The sequence below is a fragment of the Chloracidobacterium sp. genome (assembly GCA_016716305.1).
Lineage (GTDB): Bacteria > Acidobacteriota > Blastocatellia > Pyrinomonadales > Pyrinomonadaceae > OLB17.
In genome coordinates this window covers 223,962-244,075 of sequence record JADJWP010000002.1, presented here as the reverse complement: position 1 = coordinate 244,075, position 20,114 = coordinate 223,962, and the positions used below count along the sequence as shown (strand labels likewise).

General features: G+C 52.9%; 19 protein-coding genes. 10 read left to right on the top strand and 9 right to left on the bottom strand.

Translation table 11 applies throughout. The features are described from left to right. Window positions 1-123: 123 nt before the first annotated feature. From IPM28_02970 to IPM28_02955, 4 genes are all read left to right on the top strand, one after another. Entirely contained in the window at window positions 124-2,679 is a 2,556-nt protein-coding gene (locus IPM28_02970) for a carboxypeptidase regulatory-like domain-containing protein (GenBank protein ID MBK9171955.1), read from the top strand. Between the two features lie 349 nt (window positions 2,680-3,028). Next, a complete protein-coding gene (locus tag IPM28_02965; protein MBK9171954.1) occupies window positions 3,029-4,186 on the top strand; it encodes a methionine adenosyltransferase in 1,158 nt (385 codons plus the stop codon). A 93-nt stretch (window positions 4,187-4,279) separates the two neighbouring features. Beyond that, entirely contained in the window at window positions 4,280-5,560 is a 1,281-nt protein-coding gene (locus tag IPM28_02960) for an adenosylhomocysteinase (GenBank protein MBK9171953.1), read from the top strand. Window positions 5,561-5,798: 238 nt separating this feature from the next. Further along, window positions 5,799-6,632 (top strand): zinc ribbon domain-containing protein, encoded by an 834-nt coding sequence (locus IPM28_02955; protein ID MBK9171952.1) that lies wholly within the window; start codon window positions 5,799-5,801, stop codon window positions 6,630-6,632. Between the two features lie 1,098 nt (window positions 6,633-7,730). Here the strand turns inward: IPM28_02955 and IPM28_02950 are convergent. Next, a complete protein-coding gene (locus IPM28_02950; GenBank protein ID MBK9171951.1) occupies window positions 7,731-8,864 on the bottom strand; it encodes a hypothetical protein in 1,134 nt (377 codons plus the stop codon). Window positions 8,865-9,062: 198 nt separating this feature from the next. On the opposite strand from IPM28_02950, the gene IPM28_02945 reads away from it, so the two are divergent. Continuing rightward, entirely contained in the window at window positions 9,063-9,470 is a 408-nt protein-coding gene (locus IPM28_02945; protein ID MBK9171950.1) for a hypothetical protein, read from the top strand. A gap of 37 nt (window positions 9,471-9,507) precedes the next feature. On the opposite strand, the gene IPM28_02940 is transcribed toward IPM28_02945, so the two are convergent. The 7 genes from IPM28_02940 to IPM28_02910 all read right to left on the bottom strand — a co-directional run bounded on the left by IPM28_02940 (window position 9,508) and on the right by IPM28_02910 (window position 14,921). Further along, a complete protein-coding gene (locus IPM28_02940) occupies window positions 9,508-10,278 on the bottom strand; it encodes a N(G),N(G)-dimethylarginine dimethylaminohydrolase (GenBank protein ID MBK9171949.1) in 771 nt (256 codons plus the stop codon). A 40-nt stretch (window positions 10,279-10,318) separates the two neighbouring features. Next, a complete protein-coding gene (locus IPM28_02935) occupies window positions 10,319-10,489 on the bottom strand; it encodes a hypothetical protein (protein ID MBK9171948.1) in 171 nt (56 codons plus the stop codon). Window positions 10,490-10,503: 14 nt separating this feature from the next. Beyond that, window positions 10,504-12,627: an LptF/LptG family permease gene (locus tag IPM28_02930; GenBank protein MBK9171947.1), complete on the bottom strand. Its 2,124-nt coding sequence runs from the start codon at window positions 12,625-12,627 to the stop codon at window positions 10,504-10,506. Window positions 12,628-12,636: 9 nt separating this feature from the next. Further along, window positions 12,637-13,389 carry a DNA repair protein RecO gene (gene recO, locus IPM28_02925; GenBank protein MBK9171946.1) on the bottom strand — a complete coding sequence of 251 codons (753 nt, stop codon included), beginning with the start codon at window positions 13,387-13,389 and terminating at the stop codon, window positions 12,637-12,639. Between the two features lie 27 nt (window positions 13,390-13,416). Beyond that, entirely contained in the window at window positions 13,417-13,590 is a 174-nt protein-coding gene (locus IPM28_02920) for a hypothetical protein (GenBank protein MBK9171945.1), read from the bottom strand. Further along, window positions 13,587-13,970: a hypothetical protein gene (locus IPM28_02915; GenBank protein ID MBK9171944.1), complete on the bottom strand. Its 384-nt coding sequence runs from the start codon at window positions 13,968-13,970 to the stop codon at window positions 13,587-13,589. Before IPM28_02915 ends, IPM28_02920 begins: the two co-directional genes overlap by 4 nt. Window positions 13,971-14,183: 213 nt before the next feature. Next, window positions 14,184-14,921, bottom strand: a complete 738-nt coding sequence (locus IPM28_02910; protein ID MBK9171943.1) for a gamma-glutamyl-gamma-aminobutyrate hydrolase family protein — start codon at window positions 14,919-14,921, stop codon at window positions 14,184-14,186. 77 nt (window positions 14,922-14,998) lie between these two features. Here IPM28_02910 and hslV point away from each other — a divergent pair, with 77 nt between their 5' ends. The 5 genes from hslV (at window position 14,999) to fsa (ending at window position 19,650) form a co-directional block, all read left to right on the top strand. Next, window positions 14,999-15,550: an ATP-dependent protease subunit HslV gene (gene hslV, locus IPM28_02905; protein ID MBK9171942.1), complete on the top strand. Its 552-nt coding sequence runs from the start codon at window positions 14,999-15,001 to the stop codon at window positions 15,548-15,550. A gap of 14 nt (window positions 15,551-15,564) precedes the next feature. Then, window positions 15,565-16,974, top strand: coding sequence for an ATP-dependent protease ATPase subunit HslU (gene hslU, locus IPM28_02900; protein ID MBK9171941.1), 1,410 nt, complete (start codon window positions 15,565-15,567; stop codon window positions 16,972-16,974). A 9-nt stretch (window positions 16,975-16,983) separates the two neighbouring features. Next, entirely contained in the window at window positions 16,984-18,108 is a 1,125-nt protein-coding gene (locus IPM28_02895; GenBank protein MBK9171940.1) for a hypothetical protein, read from the top strand. Between the two features lie 41 nt (window positions 18,109-18,149). Next, window positions 18,150-18,908 (top strand): fumarylacetoacetate hydrolase family protein, encoded by a 759-nt coding sequence (locus tag IPM28_02890; protein MBK9171939.1) that lies wholly within the window; start codon window positions 18,150-18,152, stop codon window positions 18,906-18,908. A gap of 94 nt (window positions 18,909-19,002) precedes the next feature. Continuing rightward, on the top strand, window positions 19,003-19,650 hold the full coding sequence (gene fsa / locus IPM28_02885; protein MBK9171938.1) for a fructose-6-phosphate aldolase: 648 nt from the start codon (window positions 19,003-19,005) through the stop codon (window positions 19,648-19,650). 56 nt (window positions 19,651-19,706) lie between these two features. On the opposite strand, the gene IPM28_02880 is transcribed toward fsa, so the two are convergent. Further along, entirely contained in the window at window positions 19,707-20,087 is a 381-nt protein-coding gene (locus IPM28_02880; GenBank protein ID MBK9171937.1) for a hypothetical protein, read from the bottom strand. Window positions 20,088-20,114: the final 27 nt, after the last annotated feature.

Below are 20,114 nucleotides of genomic sequence, written 5' to 3'. Positions count from 1 at the left end.
GCCCGCTACTTCGTGATCAACAAAGTTATTGATTCGGACGAATAATAACGTGTATCATTATTTCTGGCGAAAAAGCTCCCACCCTTTTGTGTTCGTTCCATAATCACCCCAGGCTCGAAAGTAATGAAACACTTTATTAAACCGCGATACGGGTCCGGTGACGGTCGAACGTATCTGCTCTGCTTAGTGTTGTCTGCAGTGGGTTTAGGCTTCGCTTTTTTCGATTCTCAACCTGCATCAGCAGATCCTGAAAGATCACCCTTTGCTTCGACGGGTTCATCTGCACCGATCGTGATCGCCGGCAGCGGTTCCGGAACCGCGAATGGTGATTATGTGTCCGATGGTTCCGGGCTGAACACGCAATACCGGTTCTTTGTAGAGGTTCCGCAAGGCCTTGGAAGATTGAATGTGGAGATCTTCGACGCCGATGTCGGAATTGGCGGGGCTACCGAGGCAACTGCCGGTCGTGATCGTGCACGAGGGGCCTTTGACAGTTCGGTGAATTACTCGGTTTTTAACCCGTCTGGCCAATCAAGGCCCACTCAGTTTGTATCTGGAAATGCATCATTACCGGTTGGTTCGGATAATGCATGGCTAAGCCTGATCGATTCGACGGGTGATTTCACCCTCGACCAGTTCGGAACTGCTTCCTATTCAAACAACAACGGTTTCATTAACTGGTCATCAGACTGGATCGAAACAGGTGACAACGGGTCTCCGACGTCAGGCCAGATCCAAATTACCGGCGGGGAATTACGGATCCGTGACAACGGTGGTGCGGTATCTATCATCGAGCGCGAGGCAAATCTGACCGGTTCGGGTTTTTCCAGCGCTACATTGTCGTTTGCCTGCAGAACGCAGAATGTCGAAGCCGGGGATCAGATCAGTGTCGAGGTCTCAGCGAACGGAGGTACTTCTTGGACTACCCTCGAGACGTTTACTGGAACTGTCGCCGCAACGACTCGTTCATACGATATCTCAGGTTTCGTAGCAGCAAATACCAGGGTTAGGTTCATTCAGATTTCCGGATATACAGGCACGGATTCGTTCTTTGTCGACGACGTTCAGATTAAGGCGGATACCATCCAATCAGGGCATTGGGAGATCCGGGTAGATATGTCAGCGGCTGTCACCTCTGGCGATGATCTGAATGCGTTTGGATTGCGTGCACACGACGGAACGGCGGGAGCCGGAGGTACGGAATTGAACATCTATGCAGATTCGATATTTTCGCTCGGCGTGAACCCTCCGGCAAGTGGAACAAACAGTCGAAGTTACACGCTTTTTCCGTACATAACTTCGGGCTGCGATTGTGGTATCAACGAATTCGACTACGACAGCAATCGAGGTAACACCGGGGACATTTCGCTGAGCAGCCCCTCCGGTTCGTTTACGCAGGCGCTGCCCAGTTCATCGCTATCGCCCGATAACACATGGCGTCGGAACAGTATAAGCGGTTGGACAACTGACAGCCGATCTGCCGATTACGGAATATGGCAGGGTACAGCCGACATACGTTCATATTTGGTGTCCGGACAACAGAATGGTAATTACGCAAACCTCTACATCAATCGATTCGCATCCTCTGGTAATCCTCCAACCGCTAACCCCGTGACAAATGCATTCAGGATCTACCTGCCGACAGATATTGGAACATCACCGGCGAAGCCATATCTGGAACAGGATATGGTCCATTTTGCTGGTCCGAACCCAGCAATTGTCGGACAAACTACGGTACAGCGCATCGTCGTGCGTTTAGTGAACCCAAGTTCGCAATCAATAACTTTCACTTTGCCCGATAAAGTTGTCAGGTCAAACGTACCGGGCGGAAATGCAGCTTATGGCGGCAATGCGCAGGTTGGACAGGGTGTCTTGATTTCTGAGCCAGCGATCGGTGGAAATGGTGATGTCGTTTGGAACCCGGGAGTTGTCGCTGCGGGTTCAGTGACAGTGCTGATGTACGACGTCGTTGTTACCCCAATTTCCTCAGGCCAACGAATACCTGTCACCGCCACGCCAGCGTCGGGCAATGGCACGTTTGCTAGTTTCATTGATGAAACAGGGAATTTCGCCCAGAATCGTGCGACGTATACACTCGGCCCGCTCTGCGAACTTGCCGTCGTAGAGGCAGTTTCGATTCCATTTTCGAATTGCGGGGCCGTTAATTCGATCGATCCTGCAACTTTGCAAAACGGGGTCCAAAATGCGGCGTATAGCCAGGCGGTAACACCTGCGAACGTAGAGATCTACAGCGGAAACCTGCCCGCGGGATTAACGCTAAACGCAGGCATTATTAACGGAACTCCAACACAGTACGGAACTTTTACTTTTGTTGTCGGCACGCCCCTGAATCCCGTCAGTGCACCGGACGGCTGCGCCGCGAGTCGACTTTACACACTGACGATACTCGGCCCAACGGCGGGATTAGTAAGCGTAAGTGGTCGATTGGTCGAACAAAATGGGCACGCAGTACCTCATGCGGTAATTACGTTAACAGATGGCTTGGGCAATATCCGATACGCCCGCAGTAACCCATTCGGATACTTCCGATTTATCGATGTACCGTCGGGAGAAGCGTACATTCTTTCGGCTGAGCACAAGAGATTCACCTTCGCATCCGAATTAATAAACGTTAGTGACCCGATCGACCACATTTTGATCGTCGCACTTAATGAATAAAACTCCTTTGCGTTTCAACGGTACTTTGAACCGCCATCGATAAAGCCGGATAAGCAACATCCGGTATTGTTTACATAATCTCTATTATCAGACGCATCGCCTGTCGATCTTACGCCGTTGTGCACTTCCTCGCTCGAACACCTTACCTACCTCAGGTTTGGACCAAATAGCGCTTATATTGGCATTTCCGAGCATACCGGGATCACATTAGCGAATCGTATTTGTAGTTTTCCCCGCGTTGGCTGGTTCATCGATTACTTTGACAGAATCGTGGATTTTCGCTAAGATTAGGGTTTTGTAATCAGTCACGAGAATTCTCATTTCGAAACCTATTTAAGGAGTTACAATAATTTTGAGTAACGGAAATTTTCTATTCACGTCCGAATCGGTCACTGAAGGCCACCCGGACAAAATTGCTGACCAGATCTCAGACGCAGTGTTGGACGCGATCTTGGAACAAGATCCAACCGCACGTGTTGCCTGTGAAACCCTTGTCACCACGGGTTTAGCGGTCATAGCCGGTGAGATCACGACGAATGCTCGTGTGAATTACAAACAGATCGTTCGCGACACGATCCACGAGATCGGATATAACGATGCGACCTACGGATATGACGCAAACACCTGTTCCGTCGTCGATGCCGTCGGAACGCAATCGCCTGACATCGCACAGGGGGTTGATACGGGCGGCGCTGGCGACCAGGGTCTGATGTTCGGCTTTGCTTGTAACGAGACGCCCGAGCTAATGCCGCTTCCGATAAAGCTCGCACACGATCTTACGATGAAACTTTCGGAAGCCCGACGCAACGGTACCCTTCCCTATCTGCGTCCCGACGGAAAATCGCAGGTCACGGTGGAATATCGCGACGGAAAGCCCTTTCGCGTCGAAGCCGTAGTCGTATCGACGCAGCACGCTGATGACGTCACGACCGAACAGCTTCGTGCGGATATTCTGGAAAAGGTCATCAAAACCACGGTTCCGGAAGATTTGCTCGACAGCGACACAAAGTTTCACATCAATCCGACCGGACGATTCGTCATCGGCGGCCCGATGGGCGACGCAGGCGTGACCGGCCGCAAGATCATCGTTGACACCTATGGCGGTTATGCACCGCACGGCGGCGGTGCCTTTTCGGGTAAAGACCCGACGAAGGTCGACCGTTCGGCGGCATACATGGCCCGGTACATTGCGAAGAACATCGTTGCTGCTGGGTTGGCCGAAAAATGCACGGTCCAGTTGGCATATGCTATCGGCGTTGCTGAGCCCGTTTCTGTTTATGTTGATACGCACGGAACCGGCAAGGTTGACGAGGTCAAGCTTTCCGAAGCGGTACGCAAGAACTTCGCATTGACGCCGAAAGGTATCATTGACGCGCTCGACCTTCGTAAGCCGATATTTAAGGAAACGGCGCGATTCGGGCATTTTGGCCGTGAAGGTTTCAGCTGGGAAAAGACCGACAAGACCGACGCATTGCTCGGCGCGCTGAGCGACGCTGCAACAGTTTGAGAGTTTAACTGGCCGCGAATTACACAGATCGGAGACGTTTTTTGATTCGTGACATTTGTGTAATTCGTGGCTAACTTCTTTTGAGACAACATTATGGCAACCGAACAACCATCAATTCAATACGATATTAAAGACATCAACCTCGCCGCCGAAGGCAAACAGCGGATCGAATGGGCAGACCGCGAAATGCCGGTGCTTCGCCTTATCCGAGAACGTTTTGAGAAGGAAAAGCCGTTAACAGGCGTCAAGCTTGTAGCATGTGCGCATATCACGACCGAAACGGCCAACCTTGCCCGCACGCTGCAGGCAGGCGGGGCCGAAGCGCTTCTTATCGCGTCAAATCCGCTCTCGACGCAGGACGACGTCGCCGCCTCGCTCGTTGCCGATTGGGGCATCCCGGTCATGGCGATAAAGGGTGAATCGATAGAGACTTACGTGTCGCATGTTAAGGCAGCACTTGATACAAACCCAAACCTTATCATCGATGACGGGTCGGACGTTGTCGCGACGATGCTCAAAGAAAAGAAAGAGCTTATCGACAACCTGATCGGCACGACCGAAGAGACCACGACCGGCATCGTCCGCCTCAAGGCAATGCAGAAGGCCGGTGTGCTCAACTTCCCTTCGATCGCGGTCAACGATGCCCAGACCAAGCATTTCTTCGATAACCGCTACGGCACGGGCCAATCGACGCTCGACGGCATCATCCGCGCGACCAACATTCTGCTCGCCGGCAAGACGCTGGTCGTCGTCGGCTACGGCTGGTGCGGCAAGGGCGTCGCGATGCGTGCCCGCGGTATGGGCGCGAATGTCGTGGTAACCGAGATCGATCCGATCAAGGCGATCGAGGCCGTCATGGACGGGATGCGTGTCATGCCGATGTCTGATGCAGCCAAGATCGGCGACTTTTTCGTCACCGTCACGGGCAACCGTCACGTCATCGACAAAGAGCATTTTGAAGCAATGAAGGACGGAGCGATCGTCTGCAATAGCGGCCACTTCGATCTGGAATTGAACCTTGACGCTCTTCGCGAAATGTCGGAACCGCCGGTGAAACGCCGTCCGTTCGTCGAGGAATACATCGGTAAGAATGGCGGCAAGAGCGTGATCGTCCTCGGCGAAGGCCGTCTGATCAACCTCGCCGCAGCCGAAGGCCATCCGGCCTCGGTCATGGATATGTCGTTCGCAAACCAGGCACTTTCGGCCGAGTATCTTGTCAAGAACAAGGGCAAGCTCGCCAACGGCGTCCACGTCCTGCCGACCGAGGTCGATCAGGAGATCGCTTCGCTCAAGCTTCATGCAATGGGCGTCAGAATGGACGTTCTCACACCGGAAATGCTCGAATATATGTCGAGCTGGGAAACCGGAACCTAAGGTCGGGAACATCACCGTCCAGGTACAGCTTTTAGCATCCAGGCCTCGTCGATATCGGCGGGGCCTTTCTCAGTTTAGATCCGCGAATCTTGTCCCTTTCCCTTCCCGGGCACCCGAACAATAATGCCCGACCGTTAATTATCGCTCGAGTGTGTCCTATCTAACATTCAGATGACAGAAAAAAAGCTACCATCAAACAGTTAGCGTTTTTATTGAACGTCAAAGGAGATTAATTGTTATGTCGCTGATACTCTGTCCTGAATGCGGTCATGAAGTTTCGACCAGTGCTACCGTTTGTCCTCAATGTGCTCGTCCAATGCGAGCGCCTCCGGCTGGCGAACCAAAGGTATTCGTCACGCCGCAGGTCGACCGTGAAGGTGGTTTTCCGACGTGGGCATTGATCCCGATCGGTTTGCTCGCCGTTGTCTTGATCTTCGTGGCATATATCGCTTTTCGTGAACCAGACACCACCGCAAATACGAATGTGAACGTAAATGTCGCACGACGCCCGACGACCGATACGCGCTCCACATCGACATCTACCGTTCCCGCGACCGCTGCGACCGACGAACAGCAGCCTGCGCAGACGACGACAATTCCCGGCACGTCGACCGCACCGCCGGTCGCTCCGCCGCCTGACAAGGGGAAGGTCATGCTGAACGCAAAGGCTGCAACGACAGGCGGTTCGACACAAGCTGTCCGGGGCGCTCGTTTTTACCTTTTAGATGAAGACGTCGAGACCATCCTCCGTGACGCCGGCGTTGAGCCGATCGAGGGCAACACGTTGGCAGGCAGTCTTGGGCTGGCCGCGGTATTTCCGGACCGTTACGGCGATTTTCAGCGTTCCGCGATGCGGGCGATCGCCGCCAAAGCGAAATACTCTGGTACAACAAATGGTACAGGCGGAGCCAATATTTCGGGCGTTGATCCGAAAGGGTATTACCTGTTCGGCATCGCAAAGATCGGGCGTGGTTTCGCACTTTGGAATTCACCGGTCTCAGTAATTGCGGGCGACAACACATTGAATCTAAGCCCACAGAGTGTTACCGAAATTTCCGATCCGATCGGCTAGATCGGTAGTTTTGATCTGCGGCGGGTGTCCTGAAACGGCACCCCCTTTTTTGTTTACGGACGATCGGTGTATCAAAAGATTTTCACCGGAATTCGGGAACTGGATAAGGTTGACTATCTGCAACGTCGCTTGTGTCTGCAAAAAAGGACTCAAGATCCGGCGATCTTGTCGCGAAAACTGACCACGGCGTATTTGAAACTGACCAGCGGTGGTCTAAAGCTGACCATCAGAGGTCTAAAACTGACCAGTTTGTGCGATCATCGTCGAGGTTTGACACGATCTCTGACACCGAAACGGCAACCGCTGACCGGGGCCCTGACACTACCGTGGACGAACTCTTTCGCGTGTTTCACACGCTTGAATTTCTTGATGATCCGTAACTACACATTTCGCTTCGCTGCATGTGTAGCTAAAGTTGTTGCCGCGTGCTCCGAACGCTTAAGACCCGAATCCGCAAAAGTGTGCGGAGCACACGCCGATAGCTTTAGCTACACGTGCAGGCCGCAGGCCGGAACGAAACTGGAAACGATATCCGCAAAAGTGTGCGGAGCACACGCCGATAGCTTTAGCTACACGTGCAGGCCGCAGGCCGGAACGAAACTGGAAACGATATCCGCAAAAGTGTGCGGAGCACACGCCGATAGCTTTAGCTACACGTGCAGGCCGCAGGCCGGAACGTGTAGAATATCGACCGACAGAAGACCGAAGCGTGTGGAACACGCGAGACAAGTAACAACATGTCCCATACCCGGTTTCTTTTTCACATCGTTTTCGCAACAAAAGACCGGATCCCGTTGATCTCTGCGTCAACCGATGCTTGCTGCTCCTAAAGCACACTCGTAACTTTCGAAAACGCTGGATCGTCGTCCGGGCGTATGGCAGGCCAGGCAAACCTTCGTCAAGATCCCGAGTTCCTACTTCAAAAACCCCCAAATCTCACATTCGCGGCCGCGAGGTTAATCGCGTGCCACTCGGGTTTGACGCAGCCACAGACATCGTTGCGTTAAGCCACAAAAGTCATTTCTTCTGCCCGTCTTGATTCTCGGTCGGCTGGTAGCCCTAACATTCATAACATGGAAATCGGGCCGGAACCCGTTTTCACAGATGTTCGATCGAAACATGCGAATACCGCGACAAATCATCTCTTATGTTCCGCCAAGTCTTTACGATTTTGCGACCATGTCGCGGCCCTTCGTCGATTAAGACTTTCAGACTTAACCGATCCATCGCTACACCAAATGCCTCTTCTAATTGCTGTTCCACAATAGTGATGACCCGAGCAATTATACCCTGTAACTGGTCACTAAGATCGGATTGATTCCAGTCCTCTAACAGCGTCTTCACATTTGCCATCTGCATTAGGTTGCGAACATAAGGCGGAGGATGGGTTGCCAACTCCCAGTCGTTTGAAGGCGTCATGCTTAGATGAAAGAGCTTAAATACAATGTACACGGACAAAATGGTTAACTGTGTAGCTCGATACGAGTCCGTCAGAACGAGCCTCATATCTGAGTCAATAGCGTCTTCAGCCTGGACATAGCGGAGCGCGTCTGAAAGTAAAATTCTCATCCCAAATGAATCAGCGTCCATCTCGAAAGCCTGTTGGATCATGGCCTGCTCACGCCGATCGGAGAAGATTCTTAGTTCATCTATACCGGAGTAACCGAAGTTATCTTGTAGAAACTCGACATGGCCAGCCTGGAGATGTCTAAATTCATGGGTTTTTATGAAGTTCACCGCGAATGTCGCCATGAGATAGGCAGTTCTTCTACGTTGCTCACATTTCGGGAAATAACTGTCAAATCTCCCTCCATATTGATAAAAGCTTTGTATCAGAACTTCAATATCTGTTGTTAGCGGCGAAGCCGGCAAGCAGTCAACTTCCAGTTCTGGATTACCAATCTCCTCCAAGATTGACGGATGTGACAAGAGCTTATACATCGCGTAGTAAATCAGGGCGATTCCGGGAGCGCTGATGGCAATGAAATTTCTCTCCCCGTACTGAAACGCGAAGGCATTTAGCTTCGGATAGTCGATGTAATCGAGGATTACCGGCTTCATCCGGCGGAGACACCCATCACCGTTGACGAACCTGTTCACTCTCCGCATTTCACGGTCTTTTGCGTCCTTTAGAATTCCTCCAAAACCGTCTAACGGAAATATGCCTTCGGGTAGACTTTTGTAACCCAGTTTCGAAACCGCTTCCGCGAACAATTTCTTTTCGTTGTGCATTCAAAGGGAAAGTAGCACCAAAGGTCTGAACTAAACAAGTGCTTTCGAGAATTTCCCGTCAGATGCCCATAAGATCCCTAACTGCGATCTGTCGTTGAGTGTCCGGCTCGTTGCGAAGCGTCGCTAGGGCCAGTCATGAATGTTGCAATAGTATCCAATGTATGATACATTCATTGTCTATGGAGGAATGAACGTTTTATGCGGACGGAATGGGCGATTTTGCCGAGGGGAGATGTTACACCGCAGGCGTCGGCGGTCTATGTGACGATGAACCGGAAGGGCTCGATCGCCCTTAACGGCACGGCATATAAACGTACGGGCTCGCCGGCGGCGTTCCTGATAATGTTTGACAAGGTGAATAGCCGCATCGCGTTGAAGCCGACCGCGGCGGCGATGAAGAACGCATATCCGGCCCAAAAGTATGGCCGGCGAGGCGGCCGCATCGTACGAGCGTTTCGTTTGCTGACCGAATTTGGGATCGACCTGCCTGATACAATGGAATTCAAAGACGCCGAGATCGACCGTGACGGACAGCTGATACTCGATCTTCGCACGGCACGTATCTCACCTCGTGCGCATTCGCAGAGCCGCAGACGCAGGGCCTGATCGCGATCGATTCCCTTTCGGATGAAAATACGGGCAACTAGAATCGGAGCGATAAGCAGCTCAACCCGCCGTCCATCTTTTGAAATTCCGACATTTCGAGTTCGATGAGTCGATAACCCAGAACTTCGAGCGAATTCTGCAGGATCGGAAAGCCCGCGGCAAAAAGCACATGGTCGTTCACACGAACGCAGTTTGCGGCGTACTCTTCGCCTTCGGGAACTCTGACGATTTCGAATCCATCAAATTCGGCTCGTCCTATCAGCGGATCAGCCACCAGCAAACGACCGTCGCCGATGTAGGTGATCCCGCTTTTCAGATGCAAAAGGCCGTCTATCCCGCAAATATCGACATGACTTGAGGTGAATCCGGCATCAGCAAGAAAGGCCGACAACTGAAGAGCACCTGCTTCGTTTGTCCGGTCCGAGATACCGATCAGGAAGTGGTTTTCGACCTGACAGACATCGCCCCCATCGACCGTGCCAGGAAGCTTAACGGCATCGAGCTTCTCAAAATACCCGGAAAGTAACGCGGCGATGCTGACGATCTCGCCCCGGCGACTCGGAGCGCCGGGCAGCGTTATCACGCCATAGCCTTCGGTTACGATCGCGGTATCCTCGACAAACGTGGAATCGGGATATTGCGGGTCGGGATCGAGTTCGACCAGCTCGAGCCCGCAGCGGACGAGCGCGTTGCAATAAGCTCGATGCTGCGTGATAGCCCTCGAAAGATCAGGGATGCCGAGATCCACGCTGGTCAAACCATCGCAGAAGTTCTCGCCTGGTGGTCGAACGATCGCCTTAGTGAACATAGTATTGAACAATGACGAATCGCCGCGATCTTCCGTGAAGCTAGGTCCGGACGCGGCTTAGCAAATAAACACCGAATGCGCCGAAGAGCACAAGCGGTGCCCAAACCGCCATCCTCGGCGTCAGCGAACCGCCGAGGCCGAATTGCTCGAACGCCGACGAAACGCCCATGAAGATCAGCCACAAACCAACCGCCATCCCGACGGTCGTCACTTTTCCCTTTCGACTCAGCGACAGGGCGAACGGCGGGTAAAAAGGGCTATCACGCAAGGCAGGATCAACGTCGTGTATTTTTTTTCCAGCGCGACACCAAAATTCCGTTTGTCTATTTCAGCTTCGCTGTTCTTTATCTGCTGCTGCGTTTCGCCTATGGTCAGGTGGCTTGGGCGCCGCTGCATCTCGAGCATCGGATTTGCTTCAGCCGCCAATTCCCCGCCGACCTGTTCGCGCGTTACCGGCTGACCGCCAACGAAATCGGTGACGAACGATCTACCTTCAAACACGATCGTCTCACGCTGCCATTTGGCATTTTCCGAGCGGTACAGGGTTTGCAGATTTCCGGTTTCATCAAATTCATAGACGCTCAATGCTGTGACCGGACAATTTCCGGAACAAAGTAGGGCGAGTCGCATCTCGTTATCAGACGCAGCTTTGGCGATCACAAAACTGTAGATACGCTTATCGTTTGCTATCCAATATCTTTTGTCGGTGACAAGATCTTTGCCGCGGCTTCGAATTGTATTCCTGATATCGTCCTGGACCTGGTTCGTTTTCGGGGCAATACATTCCTGAACAAATACATTAACTATTCCGAGAAGCAACATCAGGATAAATGCCGGAACTAGCAGACGATAAATACTTTGTCCGGCTGCAGTCCACGTCACTATCTCGTTCTGCCGCGACTTGATGACGTAAGTTGCCAAAACGCCGATCATGGCGGCAGTCGGCGAAAGCTGCAAATAGATGAACGGCAGCAGGTATAAAATATACCAGCCAAGCAGCGATGGTCCGCCTTCCATCAGACCGGCAAACTTCCAAAGCTCGAAAGCCGTGAAAACGATAAAGACCGTTGCCAGGAAAAGGAGTGTGATGACGTAATAGCTGACAAGATTGATCAGAAGATCGAAATCGCGTAGTCCGGTTGTGAGATCAACAAAGAAGTTGCGTGTCTGAACACCCGGGGTCCGGACCCGTATCGACGGCAACAGTTCCCTGCCCTTGTCGAGCCAGACCTTCCAGAACTCCATTCGCGATGCAAAATTGAACCAAAGGATCGCAAATAGGCTGGCAGCGAGCGGGATCATTCCGGATTCGAGCAGGCCGATCCGTCCCAACCGTGCAAGCTGTTCACCAAGGAAAGTGAACAAATAAAAACCGATCAAAAGCAGCAACGCAACCAGTATCCCGAAACCACGTCCGCCGCGATTGAACCGAAGAACTATCGAGGTTCCGAGCAGGCAAAAGATAAACGGGCTGAGCGAGAGAATTATTCGTCGCTGCCAGAGGATCCCGGCCTCGAGCAGCTCTCTGCTATCCATCGACCCCGCGTAGCGCGAAAGGTCGCCGAGACCGAGTTCCTCCGGCGTTATTTCAGAACTGCTCACACGCTTTATAAGTTCGTCTCGACGCGTCCGGATCACGAACCGGAATTCTCCGATATTCTCGGAGACGAACCTGGCGTTCGTGTTGGTCAGATTGTATGCCGTGGAAACGGCGTTTTCGAGGACCAGTTCCGACGTTTCGCCGGTTGAATCAATGCGGCCCCGCTTGCTCGTTATCAGACGCACATCGCCGGTCTTCCCATCTTCCGTGTGGATAAAGACGTTTTCCCATTCGCCAGTTTCGAGATCGCCTTTGCGTACATAAATGGTGAATCCGGCCACTTCAGAATTGAATACGCCGGGTTCGATGGGCGATTCGAGCTTATGGATCGCGGCCCGCATCGCCACTCCGCGAACCGCCGCCGATGCGAGCGGAACGCCATAAATGTTCACCGCGAATGTAAATGCTGAAAGCAATAGGCCGAGGAATATCACCGGCAGCGTTATCTGCAGATTACCAACACCTGCGGCGCGAATGGCTATCAGCTCGCTGTCGCCCTGCATCTTGGTGAGCCCGATTATGACCCCGACCAAAACAGCCATCGGACACGTGAACGCGATGACGTTCGGGATCAACGCCGCGCTCAGCTGCCAGATCAACGATGTTGGAATGTTTGAACTAAAGAAGATATCTGAGAATCGACTTCCCTGCTGGACGAAGAGGATCACGCTCAACAACAGCCACGAAAACAAAAAGTACGGCACGACCGCACCGGCAATGTATCGTGATATCGTCCAACTCAGTTTCATGCGTTGCGATCAGAACTTCACCGAAAGCGACCGGCCGACCGAGCCATCGTGGCCCAGAGAGGTGTTGATCATCCGCCGTAATTGACACTCGATGGCTGCGACGGATTCAGCCTTGTCAGATGCGTCATGGGCAAAATCGGCTGGCGGCATTTTTTGCACATTGTGGAAAACTTGCCTATCGACGGGTGATATCGTCTGGTCGTCGCGCATCGGACGGCAATTTCCACAAAAAAGGTGAGCTTGATGATCGGCCGTAACGGTCTCGAATTCATCAAACTGCCGCTTACATCTCTGACACGATTTCCAGTCAGGCAGGTAGCCACCCAGTCGCATTAGCCAAAGCTCAAAGTAGATCCTGATCGAATTAAGGTCGGCCGGGCTCCTGAGCTTTGTTTCAAAACACGCTTTCACCATTCGGTAAAGGGTTTCGTTCGGGTCATTCGGCGGTGCAAATGTCTGAAGCAGATCGACGAGATGCGAATAGGTGCGAAGATATCCGGGATCGCTCGCAATATCGAATGACGATCTGACCAATTCGACATGCTGGATCGAAACCAATTCTCGGTCTTCCTTTTGAAAGTACTGGAGATTAACGGTCGAAAACGGCTCGAGAGTGCTGCCGAATTTGCTCTTGAGCCGTTTCGCACCCTTTGCAACGCCGCGAATCAATCCCTGTTCGCGCGTGAAAAAGACCACAATTCGATCAGCTTCGGCAAGGTTGTAGCTCTTCAGAACTAGGCTTTCAGACTCAACAAGCGGCATTTGAGGCGGTCGCGTTCCCCGACATCGTTATCGCCAGGGTATGAAATACAACACCCACGCGATCAGCAGACTTATACCAACAAACTGAAGAAACGTCTTTACACCGTACTGCACCCGTTCCTTCAGTCCTGCGTCAAGAAAGACCGCGAACACTACCGAGACAAGAAGAGCGAAGCCGACGAGATACAAGAAGTGAGTCATTGCTTTCTCTCCAAATTGATGTCGAGAGCATCGATCGCCGCAAGGTAATTAAGCAGACCCGCGGTCTCAAGGAAGCGTCCGCCGTATTCAAAAGTTGCGAGAGCAGCGATATTCGGTGCAGGTTCGACCGAGAGCAGAAAGCTGATGATCGACCCAAGTCCATTCCCGAGCTTTGCGAAGACATTTAGGAGGTACAATAGCTGTCCATCCTTAAATTCGAATCCCGGATAGTAAGCCCCGCCGCTGAGGACAGCGATGATGAACATCGACCAGATCGAGACGGCGATGATGAGACCGCGAACCGTCCGCTTCTGAGCAATGTGCCCTGCACCGGGGAAGAACCAGCTTAGTATCCCAATGACGACTGGATTTTCGAGCATGAAAACTCCTAAAAACTACTTTAAGTGTCGATATCAGACATCTGCGGTCAAACTCGAATACACTCTGCTTAACAGATACAAATAAGGGAGTTAGATGGCGTCACACAACAAAACGAACAACCTTAATGTAACACCTTAATGTCAATGCACCCATAACGCTGAAATACCGCAATCCCTTTTACCCACAGCACTTAAATCGGCTTGTCTCCGACTCTACTGTTGATCCGTGCTGCAGCGTTTGACGAATTCGCTGAAGATCGCGGCGGAAAGCGGATCGGTTTTCCACGATAACTCCGGATGCCATTGAACCCCGAGAACAAAGCGGCCATCCCTTACATCTTCGATCGCCTCGATCACGCCATCACTGGCCCATGCGACAGGCCGAAGTTCTCTGCCGACGTTTCGCACCGATTGATGATGGTGTGAATTGACGCTGAACGGTACCTCCGTCCGGTCCGCTCCGGCAATTGTCCGCAGTAAGCCGCTTTCGGATATACGTATCCGATGCGAATTTCGTTCAAGCGGCAAGCCCTGGTCGTGCTTGAGCGAGCCGTCGATCTGCGAACCGATGTCCTGGACCAAACTTCCGCCGCGTGCGACATTCAGGATCTGCATCCCGAAACAAATGCCGAGAACGGGAATTCCCGACAATTCGGCAGCCTCAAGTGCGAGCAGATCGGTCTGATCCTTCTCAGGAATGACCTTTTTCAGCCGAGGGTGCGGATCTTCGCCATATCGGACGGGGTCCGGATCAGTGTCGCTCCCAGGCAGCAAAAGCCCATCGAGCTCCGAAAACACTTCGGAAATATACTCGCTGCGATCAATCAGCGGCAAATGAACAGGCAAGCCGCCAGCCGCAAAGATCGCTTCGCTGTAGTCGCGTCCGAGGTAGAATCGACGCGTTTCCAACTCAAGCCGCGTCGTTATACCGATCCTCGGTCTCGATCTCATAAACACCTCAATGTTCAAATAATTTCGGAATGGTGTCAATTTGAGCATTTGAAATTAAAGACTTATGATTGAATTTTATGTCGGTTCACGCTCACAAAAGGCTTATCAGGTCGACGACCGTGCTTTACGTTCACCGCGACGGAGCATCGGCGATGGCCGGCGACGGTCAGGTAACGCTTGGCGAAACGGTCCTTAAAGGCAACGCCAGGAAGATCAGACGTTTGCTTGATGGTTCGGTGGTCGCGGGTTTTGCCGGATCGACGGCCGACGCATTCTCCCTTCTTAGCCGATTCGAGACAAAACTCGAACAATACCAGGGACAGCTCGAGCGAGCCGCCATCGAACTCAGCAAAGATTGGCGAACTGATAAATACCTTCGCAACCTCGAGGCGTTGCTGATAGTCGCCGACAAAAAGAATGCGTTCCTTATCTCGGGCAAAGGCGACGTGATAGCGTCTGACGAGGGCCTGCTCGCGGTCGGCTCGGGCGGGATGTACGCGATCGCCGCGGCCCGGGCGTTGATGAATCACACCGAACTCTCGGCCCGGGAGATCGCCGAAGAAGCGATGAAGATCGCAGGGGATATCTGTATTTACACGAACAAGGACATCGTGGTCGAGGAAATTTAACAGAAGGGAACCGAATGACGATATATCTGGGCGGCGAGGTAAAGGCGACCGCTTCGAAACAAAATCTTGATGAATTGACGCCGCGACAGATCGTGGCCGAGCTCGACAAGTACGTCGTGGGCCAGACCGATGCCAAAAGGGCCGTCGCGGTCGCACTTCGCAATCGGATCCGACGCCAAAAGCTGCCTGACGATATAGCCCGGGACATTCTACCGAAGAACATCTTGATGATCGGGTCCACCGGCGTTGGCAAGACCGAGATCGCGAGGCGCCTTGCCCGCATCGCAGATTCGCCCTTCATAAAGATCGAGGCATCGAAGTTTACCGAGGTCGGCTACGTCGGCCGCGATGTAGAAAGCATGGTCAGGGAACTCGCCGACGTCGCGATCGATATGGCAAAGCAAGCGGCGTACGACGACGTTCGGCAAACTGCCGAAGAGAACGCGGAAGAAAAGATCCTCGATATTCTGCTGCCGCCAACGAGCATTTCGTACACCTCGTCTCTCGATAACCACACCGCAACGCCAAACGACGATGTTCCGGGTTCGCGAACTCGTGAAAAACTCCGGGAACAGTTTCGCCGCGGCGACCTTGACGATCGGATGATCGAGATCGAGACCCAGGACCGCTCAAACGCGACGATCGATTTTGTCGGCGGACAGGGAATGGAGGAAATGGGCGTCAACCTTCGCGATATGTTCGGCAACCTCTTTCCGGCAAAGACGGTGCGGCGCCGAATGAAAATATCGGAGGCATGGTCATACCTGCTGCGCGATGAACAAGAGAATCTGATCGATATGGATCAGATCAGCCGTTCAGCGCTCGAACGCGCACAGAGTTCTGGGATCATTTTTCTCGACGAGATCGATAAGATCGCGGGACGTGAATCGGGCGGGAGCCCGGATGTTTCGCGCGAAGGCGTACAACGCGATCTGCTGCCGATCGTCGAAGGCACCAACGTCAACACCCGTTATGGGATGATAAATACCGAACACATCCTGTTCGTAGCCGCCGGAGCATTTCACGTTTCTAAACCATCCGATCTGATACCCGAGCTTCAGGGGCGTTTCCCGATACGCGTCGAACTCGAATCGCTTACCGTTGACGACCTTAAGCGAATACTGACGCAGCCGAGAAACTCGCTCATTAAACAGTATCAGGCACTCTTAAGCACCGAGGGAATCGAGCTCGAATTCACGGACGATGCGATCGCCCGGATTGCCGAAATGACGGCCGAGATAAACAAGAACACCGAGAACATAGGCGCTCGGCGGCTCCATACGTTATTGGAACGGCTTTTGGAAGAGATCAGCTTTCTCGGCAGCGAGATCGACGATAAACAGGTTTCGATCGATGCCGCATACGTCGATGCCAAACTGTCGGGCCTCGTTAAGGACCAGGATCTTAGACAGTACATTCTTTAGTTTAAGCACATGTCGCTGCCAAAACGCCCCTTAAGAGATCAAGCATTTCCTAAGCAGTTAAGCACTAAAGCACTCGCGATAGCTTTAGCGCTTTGCTGCTTAGGAGCCTTAAGCTGCGGTAAGCGCAAACCGCCGCTCCCGCCGAATGAACGCGTCGTCCAGCGAGCCGAGGTTTCCGGATTTCAGCGCGGCAACCTTACGATCTTGTCGTGGAGAATGCCTCTGCGCAACGCTCCGGCGGAAAGCGTTCTGAACATCGACCGGATCGACATCTACCGGCTCGCCGAACCCTTGACCGCGCCTCAAAACCGGTCGGAGGAGGAATTTGCCTCGACCGCGATCATCATCTCGACGATCAAAGTGAATGACACGGATTTCGGCGGGCGGACGATGACCTATCGCGATGCGCTCCAGTTTTCGGGTCAGCCGATCAGATTGAGGTACGCGATCCGGTTCGTAAATGCATCAGGACAAAAAGCAGCGTTTTCGAACTTTTATTTGCTCGAACCGGCATCGCGGGTCGCAAACCCGCCGACTTCCCTTTCGTCCGTCTTATCGCAGGACGCGGTCGAATTGACGTGGAATGAACCTGTCGCGAACATCGACGGTTCGACCCCTGCGAACATCATCGGTTTCAATGTATACCGTTCCGGTTCGTCAACCGAAGCGGCGAAATTGTTGAATACGGCTCCGGTAACCGAAACGCAATTTGCAGATCGGACCTTTGAATTTACAAAGGAATATTTCTATTTTGTCAGGACGATCTCACTCGGGACCGGCGGCGAATCGGTCGAAAGCGGCGAGACCCAGATCTTAAGCGTAAAACCGATAGATACTTTCCCGCCGAGCGCTCCGACCGCGATCACACTGGCGGCAACCCCTACCTCGATCTCGTTGTTCTTTGCCACGAATCCGGAAAGAGATATCGCAGGCTATCGCATCTATCGTTCGACCGAGCGCGATCGGCCATTGGAAACCTGGGACCTTTTGACGACCGACCTGCTCAGATCGAACACGTTCCTCGATCAACGGGTCGAGGCCGGCAAGACCTACTTTTATTACCTGACGGCAACGGATATTTTTAACAATGTCAGTGCCCGGTCCGAGATCGCGAGCGAGACCGTGCCCGAATGAACGACCTTTGAGAGGTTGGCCGGACGTGGTCCATTTTGTAAATGAAGCTTTGTAGAATAAACAAGAACGGCACGCTCAAAGTTGGGATCCTGGACGGCCAGGAGGTTTGGGGGTGCGACGCCGAGCTCAACAGAACCAACGAGCTCGCCTATCTGGACGAGGTCGAACTTCTGGCTCCGGTCGCGCCCTCAAAGATCGTATGTGTCGGCCGTAATTACGCCGATCATGCCGCGGAATTAGGGAACGCGGTGCCTGCTTCCCCGCTCCTCTTTCTAAAGGCGCCGTCATCGATCATCGCCGACGGTCAGTCGATCGTGATACCTGAAAGTTCGACCCAGGTCGAACATGAAGCGGAACTCGGCATTGTGATCGGCCATCGGACATCTAAGCTGGGCGACCGCGGCGATGCCCTAAAGTACATTCTTGGCTATACGTGTATAAACGATGTCACGGCACGAGATATTCAGAGAGCCGACGTGCAGTTCACACGTGGAAAATCATTCGACACGTTTTGTCCGATCGGGCCTTACATCGAAACCGATCTCGATACTTCGGACCTGGCAGTCAGCTGCATGGTGAACGGCGAGATCAAACAGAACGGCCGAACGTCGCAGATGATATTCCCTGTCGACTATCTGGTCTGGTATATCTCGTGGCAAATGACGCTGGTCCCGGGTGATGTGATCGCCACCGGCACGCCCGCGGGCGTCTCTAGGCTCAAAGACGGAGATATGTGCGAAGTTGCGGTCGAAGGCATTGGCACGCTCCGAAATCGCGTCACTGCCGCTGCCGGCCAATGACCGGCGAAACTTTTTCGGAACGTGCGAGGGTGAATTGTTCCCTTCTCACCTATGATCTACAATCGGAAGAACCCTGACTTAAGGAACCTAATAAATGAAATTTTTTATTGATACAGCAAATTTGGATGAGATCCGCGAGGCCAACGAACTCGGGATGATCGACGGTGTGACGACAAATCCCTCTTTGGTCGCGAAAGAGGGCGACGTCGATTTCAAGGAACACATCGCGGCGATATGCAGCCTGGTCAAAGGCGACGTTTCGGCCGAGGTTACGGCTCTCGACACGGCCGGAATGCTCAGCGAAGGACGCGAGCTTGCGGCCATCGCGCCAAACGTGGTCGTTAAGTGTCCGTTAACACTAGATGGCCTGAAAGCAACAAGGACGTTCGCGTCTGAGGGCATCAAGGTCAATGTGACGCTTTGTTTTTCGGCTGCACAGGCGATACTTGCCGCGAAGGCCGGTGCGACCTACATCTCGCCATTCATCGGACGCCTCGACGATATCGCGACAAACGGCATGCAGCTGATCGCGGATATCGTCCAGATCTATGACAACTACGACTTCGATACGCAGGTTCTGGCAGCATCGATCCGACATCCGGTCCATATTGTAGAATGCGCCCTTGCCCGTGCCGACGTCGCGACGATCCCTTTCAAGGTGATCAAACAGCTCGTCCACCATCCTTTGACCGACAAGGGCCTGGAAGCATTCCTGGCAGATTGGAAGAAAAGCGGACGTTAGGGTAAGCTCGCAACGCCGATCAGGGCCTCGCAGCCGCTCAGGCTGTCGGGGCCCGTTCATTTGAATAGAAGCGAACGCAGATCGCCATGCCGGCTAGCGGCTTCGATATCCTTTTGAAGCGCCGCCTGATATTTCGACTTGAATTCCTCGTCTTCGCCTTCCATCAATATCAAACTTCGCAGCTTTTCGATGTGGATCTCGACCAACTCGGGCGAATAACCGTCCTTTTGGGCGAACATCTCGTCGATGTCCACTATGAGAGTGGAAAACCGTCGAAGCCAGGCAAAGTCCCGATCATCGAGAAGCAGCGAAAGAAACTGCCCGGGAGTTGTCGGGCCGTTGATCACCTCGAACATCGCCCTTTCGTGATCGAGCAGAAGTTTGTGCAGTTTCAAAAGATGGTCGCGTCCTTCCTTAAGCAGTTCCGCATTATTCATAATTAAATTGTAACCCAGCTCAGTAAT